This is a genomic window from Desulfomicrobium salsuginis (assembly GCF_054657795.1).
In genome coordinates, this window is sequence record NZ_BAAHYA010000002.1 from 32451 (window position 1) to 50073 (window position 17623).

Sequence of the window (17623 nt, forward strand, 5' to 3'; positions counted from 1 at the left end):
CAGGCCGCGCTACGCTCGAGATGACGGGTCACATGTGGTGATACGCTCGGATCAACGTTCAACGACGTCAGTGGGCATCCAATAACCGCTTGGACGTTCTAACCGGAAGAGCCTTAGGAAAGCCAGACGCCCCGTCCCGGATTTACGGAACGGGGCGTCGGCGTTTTCAGCGCTGCGGCGTGCCGGGCGAAGCGATGCCCGAGGCCGGTCGGTTCTACGCCGCGCTTTTTCAGGCCCTTAGAGTTCGAGGGCTCCCCTGGCGCCGATGAAGCTCACCCGACGCGTCCGGACAGCGCCGTCCTGAACAATGCGGGCCGTGTAGTGGCCTTTCCTCAGTTCGACTTCCCGCGACTCCCCTGGCCCGAGTTCGAGGCTCAGCACCGTTTTTCCGTCCTGTTCGTCGACCAGGGTCAGGGACGTGTTCCTGGCGGCCGTGATCCTGAGGATGCCGTTGGCGTCGGACCGCGGCGCCGCATCGGTGCGGATCGTCTGCTTCCGCGTGACTTCGGCCTTGGACGGAGCCTCGCCGGTCAGCCAGGTCACGGGGTTGAAGGGCATGTCCGGGAATTGCGCCGTGTTGTGCAGGACGTGGGCCCCGCCTGCCAGGACCGACGCCATGGCGGCGAACTTCAGCAGGTTCATGAAGCGCAGGTGGCTCGGGCCCGTCCGTCCTTTGGGTCCGGCCTGCTTCGCCTGCGGCCCTGGTGCGGCGGGGCGGCTGAACACGGTTCCCGCGATCCGGGCCGCGACGGCCGCAATGTCGCTCTCGGCGAGGATCGGCGTGTTCCTGGACGCGACGTAGTCCGCAAGCCCTTTGCCCCGCGTCACGTTGTCGGGCATGGGGTGGGCGAATTTGGCCTCGTCCGTGAAGGCGATGACGGAGAACAGCTTGTCCTCCCCGATCCCCGCCAGATTGCCCAGGGCCAGCTTGCGGTTGAAGTTGGGACGCAGGGGGTTGGGGAATTTGATGGTTTCGTCCCGGAACGTGCGGGTCCAATCCGGGTCGAAGGCCTTGCCGGCGATCTCGCCGCGCTCGTCCATGCTCTGGATGACGAACACGCCGAAAGGGGAGACGAGCACATGGTCGATGTGCACGGCGCCTTCCCGGGTCTGGAAGGTGACGTCATGGAACTGGCGGTATGTGGCGGGGTCGAGGAGCGCTGCGGCGAGTTTGCGGGTTTGCCGGGCAGCGCGTCTTTCCCGGTTCCGGCGGGAGGTCAGCAGCGCCGCAACCGCGATCACGGCCACGATGAACGCGAGCCACGGGGCGGCCGCGGTGGCGAAGGGCCGGGCGTCCTCCAGGCGGGCGATCCACGGGGAGGCCGCCCAGGCGGCGGAGACGGTCGGAAAGGACGGCATCGAGGTCATCGGGGAGTTTCCTTTGGGGGCCTTGACGGAAAAGACGGGCTATTTCCGGATCAAGAAAAATATCAGCGGGGCCGGGAATGATCAAGGCGGCTCCCCGTAGGTTCGCCTTTGACGCGGCGCCCCGTTCGGCATAGGGCCAGCCCCGTCGCCATGGATGCCTGGTCTTTCCGGCGATGCGTCCGGGACGGGATGGACGCATCGCCGCGCGCAATGGGCCGGGCCGCGCGTCTTGTGCAGCGTACGGCGCGCGTGCAGTCCCGTGTGCACGCAGGTGCACCAATCGCGTCCGGGCGCGGCGGAACCCGCCGCATGGAGTTGCGGCCTGTCGCGGCAACCGGCTGCGGGGGCCCCGCGCCGGGCAAAGTTGCGTTAAGGGCCGTCGCTTCAGCATGAATTATGCTGCACGCCCATGCGCCTCCCGACGCCGTCGCGCGGGAGAAAATCAACATCGAGAGAGTTCACATGAAAGCGTTACGAAATATCCTGGCCGCCGGTCTTGTCTGCGTCCTCGCGACGGGGTGCATGTATCCTGGCGGCCGGCCCGACTACACGGGTTCCGGAGCCCTGGGCGGTGCCGCCGCCGGGGCGGCCATCGGCAGCCTGGCCACGCATTCCGGCCAGGGGGCGCTGCTGGGAGGGGCCATCGGCGCCATTGCCGGCGGCCTCATTGGCCACGGCATGGACGCGCAGCAGGAGGCGCGGCTGCAGGCCCAGGCTCCGGCCACATACGAGCGGGTCCGCGAGGATAGTCCGCTGGAGGTGTCGGACGTGAAGGAACTCGCCCGCGCCGGAGTGGGCGACGACCTGATCATCAGCCAGATCCGCAGTTCGCGCACGGTCTACCACCTGGACACGGCCGAAATCATCGATCTCAAGAATTCGGGAGTCAGCGAACGGGTCATCGATTTCATGATCAACACGCCGGACCGGACGGATTCGGCCGAGGTGGCCGACACGTCGCGCTCCCGCCCGCCGGCGCCGGTTCCTGAGCCCGTCTTCGTCGCCCCCGGTCCTGGGTATGTCTGGGTGCGCGGAGCGTGGATGTGGTACGACGACCACTGGGCCTGGCACCGGGGATACTGGAGCCGTCCGCACTGGTGGTACGGCCACGGTCCGCGGAGACACTGGTAGCGGCCCGTGCCTGGCGCGCAGCCTGCACCGTTTGTCAAATCCGATTCGTGCTCGGCGACCCGAAAAGGGCGGCGGCAGGGGAAGGCGGTTCCTACTCGAAGCAAAACTCCAGGGTGAAGGAGCCGGCCTGGCAGGAGAAGGGGATGGCGATGGCCCGGGACGAGGCGCGGTAGACGATGGTGTGGTTGTCGCCCATGACCACGGACGGGGTGGAGCCCTGCAGCTTGAGGCCCATGTCGACGAGGCCCAGGCGGGCGTGGCCGGAGATCATGTTCGTGATCTCGCCCATGGCGTCCTGGACGTCCTGCACGATGTCCTCGATGGCGTCGCCGAGCATCTGGCGGACGATGTGTACGGCGGTATTGCGGTCGAAGGAGATGGCGAAGGTCCCCCGGCGGTCGCCGGTGATGCCGATGAGGGCGGAGACGCTGCCCGAGGCCGATCTGTTCTGCTTGACGTAGGGCTTGCCCGCCATGACTTCGAGGGCCGCGGTGTTCAGGAGCACGTGCTTGGTCGCGTTGATGAAAGGCTTGGCCAATTCGGGACTCATGGAACCCTCCCGGTTCGTGCAGTGCGGGACGCGGGAACATGCGCCGGGGCAGCGGCCGGAAAAACCCGGACGCCTGTGGGGGCCGCACGGACATGATCTGCAACGAAGGGCATTACAGCCCATTTTTTCGCGCTGTCAACAAATCCTGATGTATGACGGGTTGTTGCCGGACTGCATGCTTGGGGCGAAGCGGCGCAGGCGTGTCATACGCCGCGTTCATTCCGGCCGGGGGACGGCCGGGGATGGCGGTTCGCGCATCCCCGGTGGAGTGGGGTGGTCTTGTCGGAAGCGCTCTGCGCGGGCGGGGAACCGTCACTGACAGGTACGGCCCTGAATCCTGGCGGGATTGACGGCGCATGTTCGGCGGGTCTCATCGAAAGGCCTCCGCTCTCAGCGCGGCCTGGATCTTGTCGCGCTGAGCCGGGTTCACCCGCGCCTCGTCAGCGTAATCCCGCCAGCGGGCAACGACGGCCTGCACCTCGGCAACGATCGTTTCCGCGCGTCCGCGCTTCATCGAAGCGTTCTGTGCGCACGCCTTGAAGTCGTCCAGGGTGAAGTCGTCCCGTTTGCCGTTCATGGTCATTTGATGGCTCGACGTCCATTTTCCGCTCGGTTGGTAACTGAAGGTCATGTCGAAGGCCGGTGCGAGGGACCATGCGCCCGACCGGTCCATCAGAAAGGCGATGTTCTTGACGTGGTCATCCTGGTTGCGGGCGACGATATTGAACGCCATCCGCCGGAACTGCTCCTCGATGGCCGCCATGGACAACCCCAGTCGGCGGATGACCTGCAGCGCCTGCTCGTAGCCGTATGCGCCAGCCTGGTTGAAGTCGTAATGCGCCATGCCGCACAGGGACTGCATGTGCAGCTTGCCACCGCCATCCAGGCGGTCGAACCGTTTCGTCATGAAATGGCGGCGTCCGTTCTCCTCGAACAGGCGGCTCGGACTCATGGTGATGCCCGCGTCGACGGCCATTAGGTAATAGGCGTACTCGATGGCGCCGTACCCCTTCGGGTCCTCCAGTTCCTTGTCCTTGTTGCCGCTGACCCCGTCGAATTTCATCAGCCAGTATTCAAACCCGCTGCCCGCCTTGACCTGGCCCGAACGGACCTCGCCCGTTTGCGGGTTCCAGGCGAGCACCGCCTTGGCCCGCGCCCCGCCCGCGGAAGTCCCGACGCACAGGATGTCCCGGAGCGCAGCTTCCTTGCCGTCCTCATCGAACCATCCGTGCAGGTTGTCGCGATGGGTCAGAATCTCCGAAGCCAGTTCCACCAGCTTGCCGACTTCGACACGGGATGCGCCGGACAGGCCCGACCGGATTGCCGGTGCGTATTCAAGGGCTCCCATGCCGCGCGAACCCGTATAGCAGAGGCGCTCCACCGCGTTGAACGATTCCGGCAGACGGCCGGACCGGGCAAGCCAGGCATCGATCAACGCATTGCCGAACCGGTCGGGCAGTGAATCCGCCAGCAGCCCGGGCAGGCCATGAAACGTCTCCGGCCGCAACGCCGGGAATGCGTAGAGCCGGCCGGACAGCGGCATCGTCAGCGGGGCCACTTCTATGCCGCTCCTGATGAACGCCCTGTCGTACTCGAACGTCGCGGTCGCGGCCCCGTCTTCGAGCGACACCGCGCCGATGGTGCGCCCCCAAAGATTGACCATCGCCGTCGCGCTCACGTTTCGTCACCCCATTGCCACGGCCCTGCATGTGCGGCCTGGCGCTTGCCGCTGGCTCTTTTGCGCGCCTTGCCCTTGAGTCTGACCAGATCCATGGGCCGGGGGCCGGCCTCGGGAACCAGCGTTTCCAGTCGGTCCAGGAGTTCCAAGACACGCAGAACCCGGATCAGCGTCGACACCTGTGCCGTGGCCCCCGCTTCGATGCGTTCCACCGTCCGCTTCGAAACGCCCGCCTGCTCCGCCAGCATTTCCTGCGTAAGCTGAAGCTCCAGCCGACGCTGCGCAAGTCGCCCGCCCAACTCCGCCAGAATGGCTTCGTCCGTAAACAATCCGTCGATCTTCATCGTGTGCGCCCTCCATGATGGGTGTGTTTTTATCGTAATTTTTGACGAAAAAAAAGATTAATCTGTTTTTTTTCGTCAATAATGGCGATTTGGAGATATGAATTTGATTGATTTGAGAGGGCGGACGGCGGGATGTCGGGCTGGCAGGAATAAGACGCTACTTAATGATAATAATTCAGTATATTAAATGAAGTTCACCGTAAGGGTAGAAGTTTGTTGTTGTGCCGTGTTCATGCCGGCCGGTGAACGGCCGGGGATGGAGGTGGCGCATGCTCGATTGGCCAAAATCAAGATTCAAGTTCTGTCCCTCGACATCCCTCGGAACTCCCTGGCATCACACCATGTACTTCAGTTCATACCCGCAGGTGGGGTATGCCCACACGGTATCCCTGACCTTGGAGACGGGGATTCCCTGACGGACGATCAGCGCGAAGAGGTTTATCATCTCCTCGGCGTTGTGCCCGAGAATATGCGCGCCGAGAACGCGGTCGTTTCGTTCGTCGACGAGCACCCGCGCCCTGCCGACCGATTCACCCAGCCGCTTCCACGAAAACGAGTCCGCAAGATCGGTCTCCTTGACCTTGAATTCCAGACCGCGCTCCCGGGCCTCGGCTTCCAGCAGCCCCACCTTGGCCAGAGGCGGCAGAGTGAAGCAGACGCTGGGGATGCCCGTGTAGTCGACCTTGGCCGAATCGGGATGCAGGATGTTCGCGGCGGCCACCCGGCCCTGGATGGTGGCCACGGGCGTCAGGGCCAGGCCCTGGTCGGCGACGTCGCCGATGGCATAGACATGCGGGTTCGACACGCTCTGCATGCGGCTGTTCACCGCGATTCCCGCAGGACCGTGCTCAACCCCGGCCTGGGCGAGATCAAGCCTCGAGACGGCGGCTCTGCGGCCGGTGCAGTTGAAGACCGTGTCGGCCTCGACGACGTCGGAGCCGTGCTCCCCGCAATGAACGCGATAAACGCCGGACACGCGCTCGACGGCCTGGACGGGTCTTTCCAGCCTGATGTCGATCCCGGCGGCTCTCGATGCCTCGACCAGCGCCTGGCTCAATACGGGGTCGAAGTGCCGCAGAACGCGGTCGGAGCGGTTGAGGAGGACCACTTCGGCACCGGCCATGCGGGCGATGTGCGCGAATTCGAAGGCGATGAACCCGCCGCCGATGAAGACGATGCGGCGCGGTAATTGCTTCAGGTTCAGAAAATCGTCACTGACGGGCAGACCCTCGCCGCCGGGAACCGGGAGCGGGCTCGATTCCTGTCCCACGCAGACGCAGACGTGCGGCGCGGTGAGCGTCTCGCCGTTGACCTCCACAGCACGCGGGCCGACGAACTTCGCAGCGCCCAGCCACGTCTCGATGCCCATGCCTTCGTAAGCCTTGCGCGCGCTTTCGGGGACCGGGTCCACAAAGGATTGTTTGAAACGCATGAGCTGCGGCCAGTCGATGGAGATGCCGCCCGAAACTCCGTTTCCGGTCATGCCGGCGACCATGTGCATGGTCTCGGCGCCGCTCATGAGGACCTTCTTCGGATTGCAGCCGCTGAGCGGACACACCCCGCCATACGCAACGGCCTCGATCATCGCGACCTTCTTCCCCGCACGCGCCAAGGGACCGGCCACCCCGCCGCCTGCCGGCCCGCCGCCAATAACGATGACATCATACTGCTTCATGCCCCACCTTGTTCCGTTCTGGTTTGCTCGTCACAATCAGGCCGCAACTCCGCTGCCGTGATGGTTTTTGATGCACGAATCCGCATCAGGTTGCGCCACGATGATTGCTGTAAACCATAGCGCACGGGTTTGCCTACCGGCTTTTCAGCACCGTCAACGGCGAATCGGGGGGTAACGCGGGAGCGCTCCGCTCGGGAAGAGGATCGATATTCACATCCCCTCGTTGAAAGCGATGGCTGCGCAAACGGTGAACGCCTGCCGGGATGGATACGGTTCGTCAAAAGAGGACCCACCCGCCTTGCCTTTGCCTGAGATACCCTGCATTCGCACCAAAGCGTATGCGGGGTGTCTGTTTTATGACGAATTCTATGTATGACGCATGATGGCGGTCTGCCCTTGTTGAGTAGTCTGTCTGACAACATTTGTTGCTGACCCAGGATGGGGGGAGAGTTATGAGCGGAGGAAAACGGAGGTTTGTGATGAGAATGTTCCTTGTGTGCGCGGTGCTCGTGTTGATGGCCGCCACTTCCTGGGCTTGGCAAGGGAAGGTGGTGGGGGTTTCGGACGGCGACACGATCACGGTTCTTCGCGACGGGCGCGATCAGTACAAGATCCGGCTTTACGGCATCGATGCGCCGGAGAGCGGCCAGCCCCACGGCAAGGCTTCGAAGTCCAATCTCGGCGAGCTCGTCTTCGGGAAAACCGTTGATGTCGATCCGACGGACACGGACAAGTACGGCCGCACTGTGGCCAGAATCTCCGTGGCCGGGACGGACGTGAATGCCGAGCAGCTTCGCGACGGCTATGCCTGGCTCTACCGCCAATACTGCGACGGCCCCATGTGTTCGCAGTGGGCCGGGCTTGAGGCGCAGGCCAAAGCGGGCAGGCTTGGGCTATGGTCCGACAAGGAGCCCGTCGCGCCCTGGGAGTGGAGGCATGGGGGGCAGGCGTCGGCCCCGAAGGACAACGGCCCGATCCTCGTCGCCGCAGGCGGCGGGCCGTATCATGGGAACACAAAGAGCGGTGTTTTTCACCGGCCCGGATGCCGGAATTTCAATTGCAAGAATTGCGTCGCCGTCTTCGCGACCAGGGAAGAGGCGGTCGCCGGGGGATACAGGCCATGCGGAACGTGCAGGCCATAGGGGCGGATATCAAGGAGTGGCCCTACCGCGACCTGTTTGACAAATCGTTCGTTAAAAACAGACCTCCATCGGCTTTTTCATGTCGTGAAAAATGACGATATCCGCCGGTTATTTATATGTTTTTCGCCATAAATGGCGACCGAAGAGAGTACCCGGGAAGAAAGGGGGCGCTCAGTCGCTGCCAATAAAATGAGTGATTCATATTGCATAAATATGCATAAAGCCATATATATGATGCATGTCACCCAAAAAAACGTCTGCCCACGACCTGCCGGGCAACCCCGCTGCCAATCTTGAGCGCCTGGGGCGCAACATTCGCGCCGCCCGGAAGCTGCGGGCCTTAAGCATGCAGGATCTGGCCGCGCGCACCATGACCACGCGCGAAACCATCCGCCGTCTGGAAAACGGGCACCCAGGGGTGTCCCTCGGGGTGCTGGCCCATGTCCTGTGGGTTCTGCAGCTCGATGACCAGCTTGGCGGCATGGCGTCCCTGGAATCCGACCCCGTAGGCAGGGCCATGGCCGTGAGCAGGCTGCCGCGACGCGTCGCAACGGAGATGAGCGATGATCTCGACTTCTGAGCGGGCCGTGGTCTTCATCCGCCTGCCCGGCATGGACTACGTTCCTGCGGGGCTGCTCCGGCATGAGGACCGGGCGTATTTCTTCCGCTACGGCCGCCGCTATCTGCAGCGGCCGGACGCCATTCCCCTCGACCCGGCCCGGCTGCCCCTGGCCGACATGGAGTTTTCCGGAAGCAACCTTTTCAGCGCCCTGCGCGACGCCGCCCCGGACCGCTGGGGCCGTAAAGTGCTGGGGCTCATGGCTGGCCGCGCCCCCGGAACACTGAGCGAATTCGAGGTCCTGACGGCGGCCCATCACCCGCAGCGCATGGGCGCCCTGGCCTTCGGCCCCACGCCGGACGGTCCGGCGTCCCTGGCTCCCTGGGCCACGGGCGATGCGTTTTGCATGGTGCCCGAAGACCTGGGGCGGGTGGCGGCCATCGTCGCCCGCGTCGATGAGGTCGAGGACGACGAGGAGCTCGATGCCGTGCGAAGCGGCATGCCTGAAGACGTGTTCCTGGCGGCCCTCGCCTCCAGCCTGTCCCTGGGCGGCGCCAGGCCCAAGGCCATGGTCACCGTGGACGGAACGTCCTGGATCGCCAAATTCTCCAAACGCGGGGACCCGTGGCGCGAACCCGTAGTCGAGCACGCGACCATGACCCTGGCCGCACGCTGCGGCATCACGGTCGCATCGACACGGCTGATGGAACTGGACGGGCATTTCGTCCTGCTGGTCGGGCGTTTCGACCGCCTAAGCGACGGTTCGCGGCACGTCATTTCGGGCTTCACGGTGACGGGGGCCGAGGAAGACGGCGACGGGGGCAGCTATCAGAACCTGGCCGAACAGGCCCGCAGACTCGGCGACGCGGACTGCGGGCGTGAGATATTCCGCCGCATGGCTTTCAACGCCCTGTGTTCGAACCGGGACGACCACCTGCGCAACCACGCCTTTTTCGTCTCGCGCAAAGCCATCGCCATGACCCCGGCCTACGACCTGGTGCCCTCCATCATCCGCTTCAGGCAATGGGACCTGTCCCTGCACTGCGGACTGGAAGGCCGCGCGGCCACGAGGTCCAATATCCTGAGCGACGTCCGGCCCTTCGGGCTCAGCGAAAGCGAGGCGACGAGAATCTGGGAAGAGATGCGGGAAGCGGCCGCAGGCTGGCGAGAGCATTTTGCCGGGCACGGCGTGACAAAGCGGGAGATGGAGGAACTCAGGCACCGCTTCACATTGGCGGAAGTTGCATCAACGGGCCCATAGTCCGGAATCCTATGCGGCCATGCCGGCGTACGAAGCATGTCCTGTCGAAATCGCATTCTGTGCCATGCTCGTAATGGCAGAATATCAACCGTCGATTCCCGAAAAGACCGATATGTCCGTTATTGTCGGTCGATTTTTCCGAAAAATTCAAGATTCAAGATGCGACCCCAGATTGCGCAAGAGCCCCAGCCCTAAATGAGCCTGTATGACAATATTTGTTGCTGACCATCAGGAAAATGCATGTTACGGCCGCATGGAAAAAGGAGGTCAAGCATGCCCTCACTGGAGCGCGCCGTATGGGTCCTTGCGATAGCCCTAGCAGGAACCATCGGATTTCTCATTGGCCAACGAAGCATCGAGGCTGAGCCGAAGCCCGTCGTCGGGGTTGATGTTGTCTCGGAGAACACCGACGTCCACAACGAAATCAGCAAATCATTCGGATGGGCGAAGGCGCCTGCAAATATCAACCTTGAGGCTGTCGAGGCCTTCAGGGGGATCAGGCCGGGAGGCGATGAGTATCCTCACCCAATGCCCGCGCTTACCCTTGCGCTCAAAAAGTAAGCGCTCAGCGAAGCCCATCTTCCAATAATTTCAAGCTATGAGATAAAGGACCTTCAATCCAAGGAGGTCCTTATGAAATCTCACATCCGCCAGAACCGCGCTGCCCGATGGCTCGCTCATGTTGAGCATTGGCGGCACAGCGGCATGAGCAAGGCCGCGTATTGCACGGCGCACGGCCTGAATTTCAGCTCATTCCGGTACTGGCTGCGTAAATCGCGCTCGGCATCAGTGGACGTGTCCGCCTTGCCGCCCGCAATCGTCCCTCTCCCATTCACCCTGGCACCGAAGGCTCCGTCCATCGGATTGATGGTCGGCACCCGTTACGCCCTCGATATCCCGGCCGACTTCGACGAGGTCACGCTGACCCGGCTGTTATCCGTGCTGGAGCCCCGATGCTGAGGATGCCCGCGGCCAAGGTCTATCTCGCTCCCGGCACCACGGACATGCGGGCCGGTATCGACAGGCTGAGCATGATGGTCCAGGGAATCCTTGATCTGGATCCTTTCTCCGGGCACCTCTTCGTCTTCTGCAACCGCAGGCGCGACGCCATCAAGGTGCTGTATTGGGACCACAACGGATTCTGTCTCTGGTACAAGCGCCTGGAGAAGCATCGTTTCTGCTGGCCCGAGCGGGTGTCCGAGGTCATGAACGTCACCCCGCAGCAGCTCGGCTGGCTCCTTGATGGACTCACGCTGACGCCGCAAGGAGCCCATCAAAGACTATACTACAAATCGGTTCTCTAGCAATAAAATCCTTGCTATTTCAATGCATTATTGCTAAATGCATTTGCATGGGAGACATTGAAAACCTTCCCGACGACGTCGGGCAACTCAAGCATCTGGTCTGCGACTGCTACCAGCAGATTAACCATCTCCAGGACCGCGTGGCCCTGTTGCAGGCCGCCCTGTACGCTCCCAAGTCCGAGAAATCCAAAGACCTCTACCAGGGCATTCTGCCGCTTCCCATCGTCAGGATCGCAGAGGCGAAACCGGTAGAAGTACCCGTCGTCGAGGTCCCGGCCCACACCAGAGCAAAGCGGGGACGTAAGCCCCTGCCGGACAATCTGCCGCGCATCGAAATCACTCACGATTTGCCCGAGGACCAGAAAGTCTGCGCCTGCGGGACCTGCCTGAAGCGCATCGGCGAAGAAGTCTCCGAAAAGCTCGACTACGTCCCGGCCATCATGCAGGTCGAGCGCCATATCCGGCCCAAGTACGCCTGCCCGGCCTGTGACGGCGAGGAGGGCATGCCGGTGGTGCGCATTGCGCCCATGCCGCCGCAGATCATCCCCAAGGGCATCGCCACGCCGAGCCTGCTGGCGCAGGTCATCACCGCAAAGTTCGTCGATGCCATGCCGTTCTACCGCCAGACCAAGCAGTTCGCCCGCCTGGGCGTGGACATTCCGCGCCATTCCATGTCCGGATGGGCCATGGCCGTGGCCAAGGCGCTGGAACCGCTCCATGAACTGTTCCAGGCGGAGATCCGATCCGGCCCGGTCATCAACATGGACGAAACCACCCTGCAAGTCCTCAAGGAGCCTGGACGATCCGATACCTCGACGTCGTACCTGTGGCTCTTCCGTGGCGGCAACCCCGAGCGGCCGACCGTGGTCTATCGTTACGATCCGTCCAGATCGGGTTCCGTCCCCAGAGAGTATCTGGGCGAGTACAAGGGCTACATCCAGACCGACGGCTACTCCGGGTACCAGACTCTCGGTGAATCGGATGGCATCATCCATGTCGGCTGCATGGCCCACATCCGTCGTAAGTTCATGGACGTCCAGAAGGCGACCTCGAAAAAGATCATGCACGGGACGGCCAAGGAGATCCTGGATCTCATCGGCCTGCTCTACAAGGTCGAGCACAACATCAAAGAACTGGAGCCGGAGGAAAAGGTCGCCAAACGCAGGGAACTGGCTGTACCCATCCTCGACGCGATACGGACCATCCTCGATGAGCGCATCGATCACGTCCCGCCCAAAAGCCTGCTCGGGCAGGCCATGACCTACGCCCGAAACCAGTGGCGCCGGGTCGTGCGCTACGTGGACTGCGGCCTGCTCACGCCCGACAACAACGCGGCCGAGAACGCCATCCGCCCCGTGGCCCTGGGTCGGAAAAACTGGCTCTTTGCCGGCGCCCCCAAGGGCGCTGACGCCAGCGCCATGCTCTTTTCCCTGGTGGAAACCGCCAAGGCCAACGAGATCGAGCCCCAGGCCTACCTGAAATTCCTCTTCGAACGCTTCCCCGCAACGCAGACCACGGAAGACATGCGGGCGCTCATGCCGCAGCACGTGGACCGATCCCTTCTCCCAAGCCTCCCCAAGCCCAAACCGCGCAAAAAATAGGGTATTTTTCCTTCATGCCTTATCGCAGATCATTTGCCACCATGGAAGATGGGGGCGATTGAGCGGTTACCTCAAAAATATCGGGGATGCCGACCTGGAGAGCTTCGGGGTCAGCGTCTTGATCTTGGACGAGGAGAACAAACGGCGGGTCGCCAGCTATGGTCAGGCCAGCGGCTCAATCAAGCAGGGGTGGACATCCGAGAAAATGCTGCTGCAGGCCACGGAGACAGACTGGAAAGATGTTGCCGGCCTGGATAAAATTGACTTTCCGGTGACCATGCTGGTCTATGTGGACACCGTGGCCGGTTTGAAAGAACTTTTGCGGGTAGCGTTTGATCCCTCAGAGATTGAGCGCCTTCCGGAACTTCAGTACTGACGAGGATGACGTGAGTAGAGCCTGTGTCGCGATAGTCTTCCTCTTGCTGGTTCATTTCACCTGCTCACCTGCTTTCGCATCCCAGTCCAGCCGCACCATCACGCGGAGCGACCTTCCCGATACCATCAGCGAAGCGGTCGCACTCCTGCAGTTGATGGCCGACGAGCCGGGCCGAACGCAATATCATGTCGTTTTCGATGTGCCCGGGGAGATCACCGTCTTCGGTTGCGACTTGGTCAAGGAAGTCCTGATCAGGGTCCATCAGAGGCCATCTGGTCGCGGATCTCAAGAGGTCTGGGCTGGGTATGTAATGGAGCGTCTGCGCGCCGGCGCCACAGGAGAGACCCTCAACACCACGCCCCTGGGCAAAATCTTCGGTACCCACGAGTCGTTTTGACAGGGAGGCATCTATGACGATGATCCCATGCCCCAAATGCGGGCAACACCTCGTCCGCGACGATGACGCCGTGTGTCCGGACTGCAAAGCCATAGCCGATGCCGAGTCGCAGGCAAAACGATCTGCGATCGACAGAAAGGTTAAAGCTGTGGCCATGCTTGTGGTGGACATGTCCAAGGCATTGACTCCAATTTTCAAGCCCGTTGTTGAGCGGATGCTCGCCAAGCCAATCACCTCCATCGTCTTCCTACTTGTTGGCTGGGCCATCTTGTCCGGCCCGAGCAAAGACACCACCCCAGCCAGATCTCAATCATCATCGGTATCCAGCTCTTCGTCTGCCCCGAAGGAGGTTGTCTACAACTCTGCCTGGGACGGGTCCGTCCGCCAGGTCGAGCAGTACCTGGATCGCAACCTCAAAGACCCAGACAGCTTTGAGGCCATTGAGTGGAGTAAGGTCATTGGTAACGGAGATGGGTTTGCGGTGCGGTGCAAATACCGCGCGAAAAACAGCCTCGGGGGCTACGTCATCGAGGAGCAGATCTTTGTGATGAACAAACGCGGGGACGTGATTTCCGTTTACGACTGGGGGCGGCCATGATCCGCATCATTGCGCTCGCCCTGATCCTGGCGTCCGCATCGGCCGAGGCCGGCTTCAAGATGTTTGGCCCAAACGGTCAATACATGAACAGTACGTCGCCGCCTCAACCGGCAAAAAGCTCAGCGGCTTCAGCAGAGACTTATGCTCCTCATGTACCGGAGCGGCCAACCGCCCCTGTGTATAGGAGCGACCCGGAAGACAACGTCGACATGAGCGGCGTGGAATGGCGCCAAAGCCGTGGGGCGTACTCTGGCCGGAACTCCGAGTACACGAAGCCGTTCGGGTACAGGGCTGGCGTCTACACACTCGAATATACCTACAAAGGCCGTGGGAACTTCATCGTCTGGATGCACACCAGGAAGGGTCAAAAGGACCTCGTACTCAACAACATCGGGGCTCAGCGCGGAGAGCGGACTGTTGTACTCAAGGCCGATGACGAGATCTTTTTCGACGTGCTGGCCACGGGCAACTGGGCGATCACCTTCGAGCGTAAACGCTAAACAACCACATGCCTGATCCTGAACGCACTCCCCGCCGCACCGCCGATAAATTGCCGCCAGGTATCGCAACCCTGACCATTTGCCTGACATCGTAGGGGGTTGAGGTTGAGACCCGCACTGTTAGGTCAGGTCGCACGTGCACCGAGACCGAGCCGACGCCGACAGCGACGACGGGGCCGGTGGCGATCTCTGGGACGGCGCGACGGGGGAGGATGGACGATGGCGTGATTGGCATGGTTACCTCACAATCAGCACCGACACAAAAGGAAAGGGGGGCAAGTCTTCCTTTGGCTTTTCTCAAGGCCACAAGTAGCAAATTTTGTTGCTAGGTATTCCCTGCTTCTTCTGATTGCAAGCCTTGTGGGGGCTTTGGCATCAGTTCGATCGAAAATCAGAACTCTAAAACTCCGGTAGTTCCGATAAAACTCACAGTCGATACCTCTCGCTTCCCGGCCCGCAGAATCTCCGCCGTATAATACCCTTTCCTGATCTCGAAGTCCTTAATTTGTCCATTTTTCATTTCGGTGCGGACAGCTCCCGCATTGTCTTTGTCGTAAAGTGTAATGTACATATCGCTTTTGGCGGAAATCGTCAGTATTCCATACTCATCAGAGCGGGGAGTCTTCGTGGGCTTCGGAGCATCGTGGGGTTGAAAAACAATAGGATTCTGCCGTGCCACATTGGATGTCGTGATTTTTACGGTCAAATCGGGTTGATGCGTAGAGAATTTGAGTTTGTGTTGGACGAAAGCGACAACCATGATTCCAATTGCAACGCTCGTTATCAGCAGATTTCGTTTCTTTTCGCTGTATATCTCATCAACGCTAGATCCGAACTTCCTGTTGAGGTTGAGAATGTGCTCCCTGGATGTCGTTCTGGATCGTTCCAGCATGGCGCCGTTTATCTTCAGCAGGATTCGCTGAACTTCGCTTTCGGTCAGAAGGGGTGCGTCCTTTGTGCGGACATACCTAGCCAGTCTGCCGCTGCGGATGACGTTATCGGGCATGTCCGTTTTGAATTCGGCGTCTCCTGCGAACACCACAACGGAAAAGAGCTTGTCCTCCCCGATCTGCAGGAGGGCGTCGAGTTCCTTGATATGCTTGTAGTTCTGTCTGAGCGGATTCTGGAACGAGTTTTTGCTCCTGCCGATTGTCTGCGTCCATTTGGGCTGGTTCGGGTTGCCGAATATCCAACCTCCCATGTTCTTCGTCTCGATGACGAAGATGCCGTAAATGGAAACGATGATGTGGTCGATCTGCGTCGTGCCGTCTGATGTGGGGAGCGTGACGTCGTGGAGTTGTCGGTATCGCTCTTCGTCCAGTTGAGCCCGGACAGCGCGCCTGACCTTGCTTTCGCCAAGCCAGCCCTTGAAAGATCTGGAATTCAGTGCGGCTTTGATAAGGATGATACCGATGCAAATAGCCGTGAACATCCAGACAATGCTCACCAAGGGCCTGACGTCCATGACCGGCGCAGCCCAAGCGGATTCCGGCATGATAAGAATCGTTGCGGAAATGGCGTAGTTTCTCATTGTCAGGGTAATGTGAGTGCGCAATTCCATACATCAACATAGTGATGGACAGGGATACGTAACAGTACATTTCGCTATGATCAATGGGAGATACTGTATGACATGAAAAAATTCGGTACGTATTTCATGCCACCAAGCGGATGGAGACCTGCCCGGCTCTTTTCAGGCCGGTCATTGCCGGAGATCGAGCGAAGGCGAATCGCGTCTGGAATGTGCTGCGTTCAGGGCAAGAGCCTGTTCATGGAATGAACGTCCTGGGTTCGGGAGAGCGAATAGGCGGAGCAGGCCTGACGGCAAAAGAAAAATGGCTCCGTGACTATCGCGAGTATCCGGAGCCGTTGAGTCGGCTGGCGCCCGTCCCATGACTCGAATACGGGCAAACCGGGATCAGGAAGTACAAAAGCGCCTGTTGGCCTCAATCTGCGGGGCTTTGCCCGGCTTCAAAAAAAGCTCGGACGCGTCCCCGGCCGACGAGCCTTGAGAATTTTCTGTATTCGTTCGCCTTGTATTGCACGCGGCCCGCGACGATGGAAACGTCGACATCGCACTCCTGGGCAAGTCGGATGACCGACTCCAGGGTTGCCGCTGTCGGGTCCGGGATAATCGAATGGAATGTTTCGGCCGGGATCGTCACGGCTTCCACCAATTCGTTCGCTTCGCGTTCGACCTTTTCCAGATCGTCGGGGTCAAGAAGGTCGTCAGCCAAATAATCCTGCACGTGGCCGCATACGATGTGCGCGGCTTCGTGCAGGAAGGTGAACCAGAAATAATCCTTCCGGTCGTAGCGCAAACTCAGGCCGATGGCCGGGCGCCCCCCGTCGAGAACCACCACGCCGCCGTCAATCTTCGATTTTTTGTAATGGGCAACGTGGACGACGGGAATTCCGCGATCTGCGAGATGGCGGATGGCCAACTGTATCCCGTTTCGCTTTTTTGACAGATGCGCGAGGTCGGACAGGTCGGATCGGCTCAGCCCCTTGTATGGCTGCGCTGGAAGATTGTCCTGCGCCCGTTTGGCGACTTCGACGAGCCAGGCCTTGATGGCATACGGGTCGCTTGCCGGACCCGGCCTGAGGCCCTGGCGCAACCTGGCCGCAGCGAAGTCCAGCCGCGCATCTCCGATGAGTCCGGTCACCAGTTCGCGCGCTTCGGCCGCCAGGGTTTTGAAAGGGGCTCGAAGGTATTTTTCCCCGAACAAGCCTCTCCTCGCCATTTCAACCAAGGGGAAGGCCTCCCAGTTCACGGATGACTCTTCGCTCGTCCCTCCGACCAGCGCCGTCAGGGGAATTTTCAGTTCATTGGACAAGATGCGGATTTGGTTGACGGTCAGATCCTTGGACCCGTTCAGGATTTTTGAAACGGCGCTCGCCGACCCGAGATATTTGGCCATATCCTTGGGGGTCAGGTTGTTCTCTTCCATGAAGAGCTTCAGCACCTCCGACACCGGGGCTTCCGGAATAGGGTAGTGCTCCTCTTCGTATTTTTCGACCAAAATCGCCAGCACTTCCAGTTCGTCAGCCTCGGGCGATCCTTCGGGGGCCGAAATGAGCTCTTCGATTCGAGCCAGCGCCTGCATGTGGTCCGCATGGTCACGGATAGGCTTCATGG

19 protein-coding genes are annotated in these 17623 nt (G+C 61.0%); 12 read left to right on the plus strand and 7 right to left on the minus strand.

The window, feature by feature from the left end:
- Positions 1-237: 237 nt before the first annotated feature.
- Positions 238-1368 (minus strand): nuclease-related domain-containing protein, encoded by a 1131-nt coding sequence (locus ACYQ3G_RS07320; RefSeq protein WP_459824248.1) that lies wholly within the window; start codon positions 1366-1368, stop codon positions 238-240.
- A gap of 462 nt (positions 1369-1830) precedes the next feature.
- Between ACYQ3G_RS07320 and ACYQ3G_RS07325 the strand changes: the two genes are divergently transcribed.
- Positions 1831-2499, plus strand: a complete 669-nt coding sequence (locus ACYQ3G_RS07325; RefSeq protein WP_459824250.1) for a YXWGXW repeat-containing protein — start codon at positions 1831-1833, stop codon at positions 2497-2499.
- 91 nt (positions 2500-2590) lie between these two features.
- Here the strand turns inward: ACYQ3G_RS07325 and ACYQ3G_RS07330 are convergent, their stop codons facing one another.
- From ACYQ3G_RS07330 to ACYQ3G_RS07345, 4 genes are all read right to left on the minus strand, one after another.
- Positions 2591-3049, minus strand: coding sequence for a chemotaxis protein CheX (locus tag ACYQ3G_RS07330; protein ID WP_459824252.1), 459 nt, complete (start codon positions 3047-3049; stop codon positions 2591-2593).
- A 370-nt stretch (positions 3050-3419) separates the two neighbouring features.
- The gene (locus tag ACYQ3G_RS07335; protein WP_459824254.1) at positions 3420-4727 is read right to left on the minus strand and encodes a type II toxin-antitoxin system HipA family toxin; all 1308 of its coding nucleotides are present in this window, start codon (positions 4725-4727) and stop codon (positions 3420-3422) included.
- Positions 4724-5071, minus strand: a complete 348-nt coding sequence (locus ACYQ3G_RS07340) for a helix-turn-helix domain-containing protein (RefSeq protein ID WP_459824256.1) — start codon at positions 5069-5071, stop codon at positions 4724-4726. The genes ACYQ3G_RS07335 and ACYQ3G_RS07340 overlap by 4 nt, the downstream gene beginning before the upstream one ends.
- 334 nt (positions 5072-5405) lie before the next feature.
- Positions 5406-6746, minus strand: a complete 1341-nt coding sequence (locus tag ACYQ3G_RS07345) for a dihydrolipoyl dehydrogenase family protein (RefSeq protein WP_459824258.1) — start codon at positions 6744-6746, stop codon at positions 5406-5408.
- Positions 6747-7225: 479 nt separating this feature from the next.
- On the opposite strand from ACYQ3G_RS07345, the gene ACYQ3G_RS07350 reads away from it, so the two are divergent.
- From ACYQ3G_RS07350 to ACYQ3G_RS07400, 11 genes are all read left to right on the plus strand, one after another.
- On the plus strand, positions 7226-7888 hold the full coding sequence (locus tag ACYQ3G_RS07350) for a thermonuclease family protein (RefSeq protein WP_459824260.1): 663 nt from the start codon (positions 7226-7228) through the stop codon (positions 7886-7888).
- Positions 7889-8126: 238 nt separating this feature from the next.
- Positions 8127-8468, plus strand: coding sequence for a helix-turn-helix domain-containing protein (locus tag ACYQ3G_RS07355; RefSeq protein WP_459824262.1), 342 nt, complete (start codon positions 8127-8129; stop codon positions 8466-8468).
- Positions 8452-9708 carry a type II toxin-antitoxin system HipA family toxin gene (locus tag ACYQ3G_RS07360; RefSeq protein ID WP_459824264.1) on the plus strand — a complete coding sequence of 419 codons (1257 nt, stop codon included), beginning with the start codon at positions 8452-8454 and terminating at the stop codon, positions 9706-9708. The genes ACYQ3G_RS07355 and ACYQ3G_RS07360 overlap by 17 nt, the downstream gene beginning before the upstream one ends.
- A gap of 273 nt (positions 9709-9981) precedes the next feature.
- Complete coding sequence (locus ACYQ3G_RS07365) at positions 9982-10269, plus strand: hypothetical protein (RefSeq protein ID WP_459824266.1); 288 nt, start codon at positions 9982-9984, stop codon at positions 10267-10269.
- A gap of 72 nt (positions 10270-10341) precedes the next feature.
- Positions 10342-10668, plus strand: coding sequence for an IS66 family insertion sequence element accessory protein TnpA (gene tnpA / locus ACYQ3G_RS07370; protein WP_459821402.1), 327 nt, complete (start codon positions 10342-10344; stop codon positions 10666-10668).
- A complete protein-coding gene (tnpB, locus tag ACYQ3G_RS07375) occupies positions 10662-11012 on the plus strand; it encodes an IS66 family insertion sequence element accessory protein TnpB (protein ID WP_459821400.1) in 351 nt (116 codons plus the stop codon). Before tnpA ends, tnpB begins: the two co-directional genes overlap by 7 nt.
- A gap of 47 nt (positions 11013-11059) precedes the next feature.
- Positions 11060-12613, plus strand: coding sequence for an IS66 family transposase (gene tnpC, locus ACYQ3G_RS07380; protein ID WP_459821398.1), 1554 nt, complete (start codon positions 11060-11062; stop codon positions 12611-12613).
- A 58-nt stretch (positions 12614-12671) separates the two neighbouring features.
- Positions 12672-12989: a hypothetical protein gene (locus tag ACYQ3G_RS07385; protein WP_459824268.1), complete on the plus strand. Its 318-nt coding sequence runs from the start codon at positions 12672-12674 to the stop codon at positions 12987-12989.
- A 10-nt stretch (positions 12990-12999) separates the two neighbouring features.
- The gene (locus tag ACYQ3G_RS07390) at positions 13000-13386 is read left to right on the plus strand and encodes a hypothetical protein (protein WP_459824272.1); all 387 of its coding nucleotides are present in this window, start codon (positions 13000-13002) and stop codon (positions 13384-13386) included.
- A 13-nt stretch (positions 13387-13399) separates the two neighbouring features.
- Positions 13400-13984, plus strand: coding sequence for a zinc ribbon domain-containing protein (locus tag ACYQ3G_RS07395; RefSeq protein WP_459824274.1), 585 nt, complete (start codon positions 13400-13402; stop codon positions 13982-13984).
- Complete coding sequence (locus ACYQ3G_RS07400) at positions 13981-14484, plus strand: hypothetical protein (RefSeq protein ID WP_459824276.1); 504 nt, start codon at positions 13981-13983, stop codon at positions 14482-14484. The genes ACYQ3G_RS07395 and ACYQ3G_RS07400 overlap by 4 nt, the downstream gene beginning before the upstream one ends.
- A 391-nt stretch (positions 14485-14875) precedes the next feature.
- Here ACYQ3G_RS07400 and ACYQ3G_RS07405 read toward each other — a convergent pair whose 3' ends face one another.
- On the minus strand, positions 14876-15979 hold the full coding sequence (locus tag ACYQ3G_RS07405) for a nuclease-related domain-containing protein (RefSeq protein WP_459824278.1): 1104 nt from the start codon (positions 15977-15979) through the stop codon (positions 14876-14878).
- Between the two features lie 451 nt (positions 15980-16430).
- On the minus strand, positions 16431-17621 hold the full coding sequence (locus ACYQ3G_RS07410) for a helix-turn-helix domain-containing protein (RefSeq protein WP_459824280.1): 1191 nt from the start codon (positions 17619-17621) through the stop codon (positions 16431-16433).
- Positions 17622-17623 lie beyond the last annotated feature (2 nt).

What these genes read in the sequence shown, in the direction of transcription:
- ACYQ3G_RS07320 (WP_459824248.1), bottom strand. Translation starts at nt 1,368, where the DNA reads ATGACCTCGATGCCGTCCTTTCCGACCGTCTCCGCCGCCTGGGCGGCC.
- ACYQ3G_RS07325 (WP_459824250.1), top strand. Translation starts at nt 1,831, where the DNA reads ATGAAAGCGTTACGAAATATCCTGGCCGCCGGTCTTGTCTGCGTCCTC.
- ACYQ3G_RS07330 (WP_459824252.1), bottom strand. Translation starts at nt 3,049, where the DNA reads ATGAGTCCCGAATTGGCCAAGCCTTTCATCAACGCGACCAAGCACGTG.
- ACYQ3G_RS07340 (WP_459824256.1), bottom strand. Translation starts at nt 5,071, where the DNA reads ATGAAGATCGACGGATTGTTTACGGACGAAGCCATTCTGGCGGAGTTG.
- ACYQ3G_RS07345 (WP_459824258.1), bottom strand. Translation starts at nt 6,746, where the DNA reads ATGAAGCAGTATGATGTCATCGTTATTGGCGGCGGGCCGGCAGGCGGC.
- ACYQ3G_RS07350 (WP_459824260.1), top strand. Translation starts at nt 7,226, where the DNA reads ATGAGAATGTTCCTTGTGTGCGCGGTGCTCGTGTTGATGGCCGCCACT.
- ACYQ3G_RS07355 (WP_459824262.1), top strand. Translation starts at nt 8,127, where the DNA reads ATGTCACCCAAAAAAACGTCTGCCCACGACCTGCCGGGCAACCCCGCT.
- ACYQ3G_RS07360 (WP_459824264.1), top strand. Translation starts at nt 8,452, where the DNA reads ATGATCTCGACTTCTGAGCGGGCCGTGGTCTTCATCCGCCTGCCCGGC.
- ACYQ3G_RS07365 (WP_459824266.1), top strand. Translation starts at nt 9,982, where the DNA reads ATGCCCTCACTGGAGCGCGCCGTATGGGTCCTTGCGATAGCCCTAGCA.
- tnpA (WP_459821402.1), top strand. Translation starts at nt 10,342, where the DNA reads ATGAAATCTCACATCCGCCAGAACCGCGCTGCCCGATGGCTCGCTCAT.
- tnpB (WP_459821400.1), top strand. Translation starts at nt 10,662, where the DNA reads ATGCTGAGGATGCCCGCGGCCAAGGTCTATCTCGCTCCCGGCACCACG.
- tnpC (WP_459821398.1), top strand. Translation starts at nt 11,060, where the DNA reads ATGGGAGACATTGAAAACCTTCCCGACGACGTCGGGCAACTCAAGCAT.
- ACYQ3G_RS07395 (WP_459824274.1), top strand. Translation starts at nt 13,400, where the DNA reads ATGACGATGATCCCATGCCCCAAATGCGGGCAACACCTCGTCCGCGAC.
- ACYQ3G_RS07400 (WP_459824276.1), top strand. Translation starts at nt 13,981, where the DNA reads ATGATCCGCATCATTGCGCTCGCCCTGATCCTGGCGTCCGCATCGGCC.
- ACYQ3G_RS07405 (WP_459824278.1), bottom strand. Translation starts at nt 15,979, where the DNA reads ATGCCGGAATCCGCTTGGGCTGCGCCGGTCATGGACGTCAGGCCCTTG.
- ACYQ3G_RS07410 (WP_459824280.1), bottom strand. Translation starts at nt 17,621, where the DNA reads ATGAAGCCTATCCGTGACCATGCGGACCACATGCAGGCGCTGGCTCGA.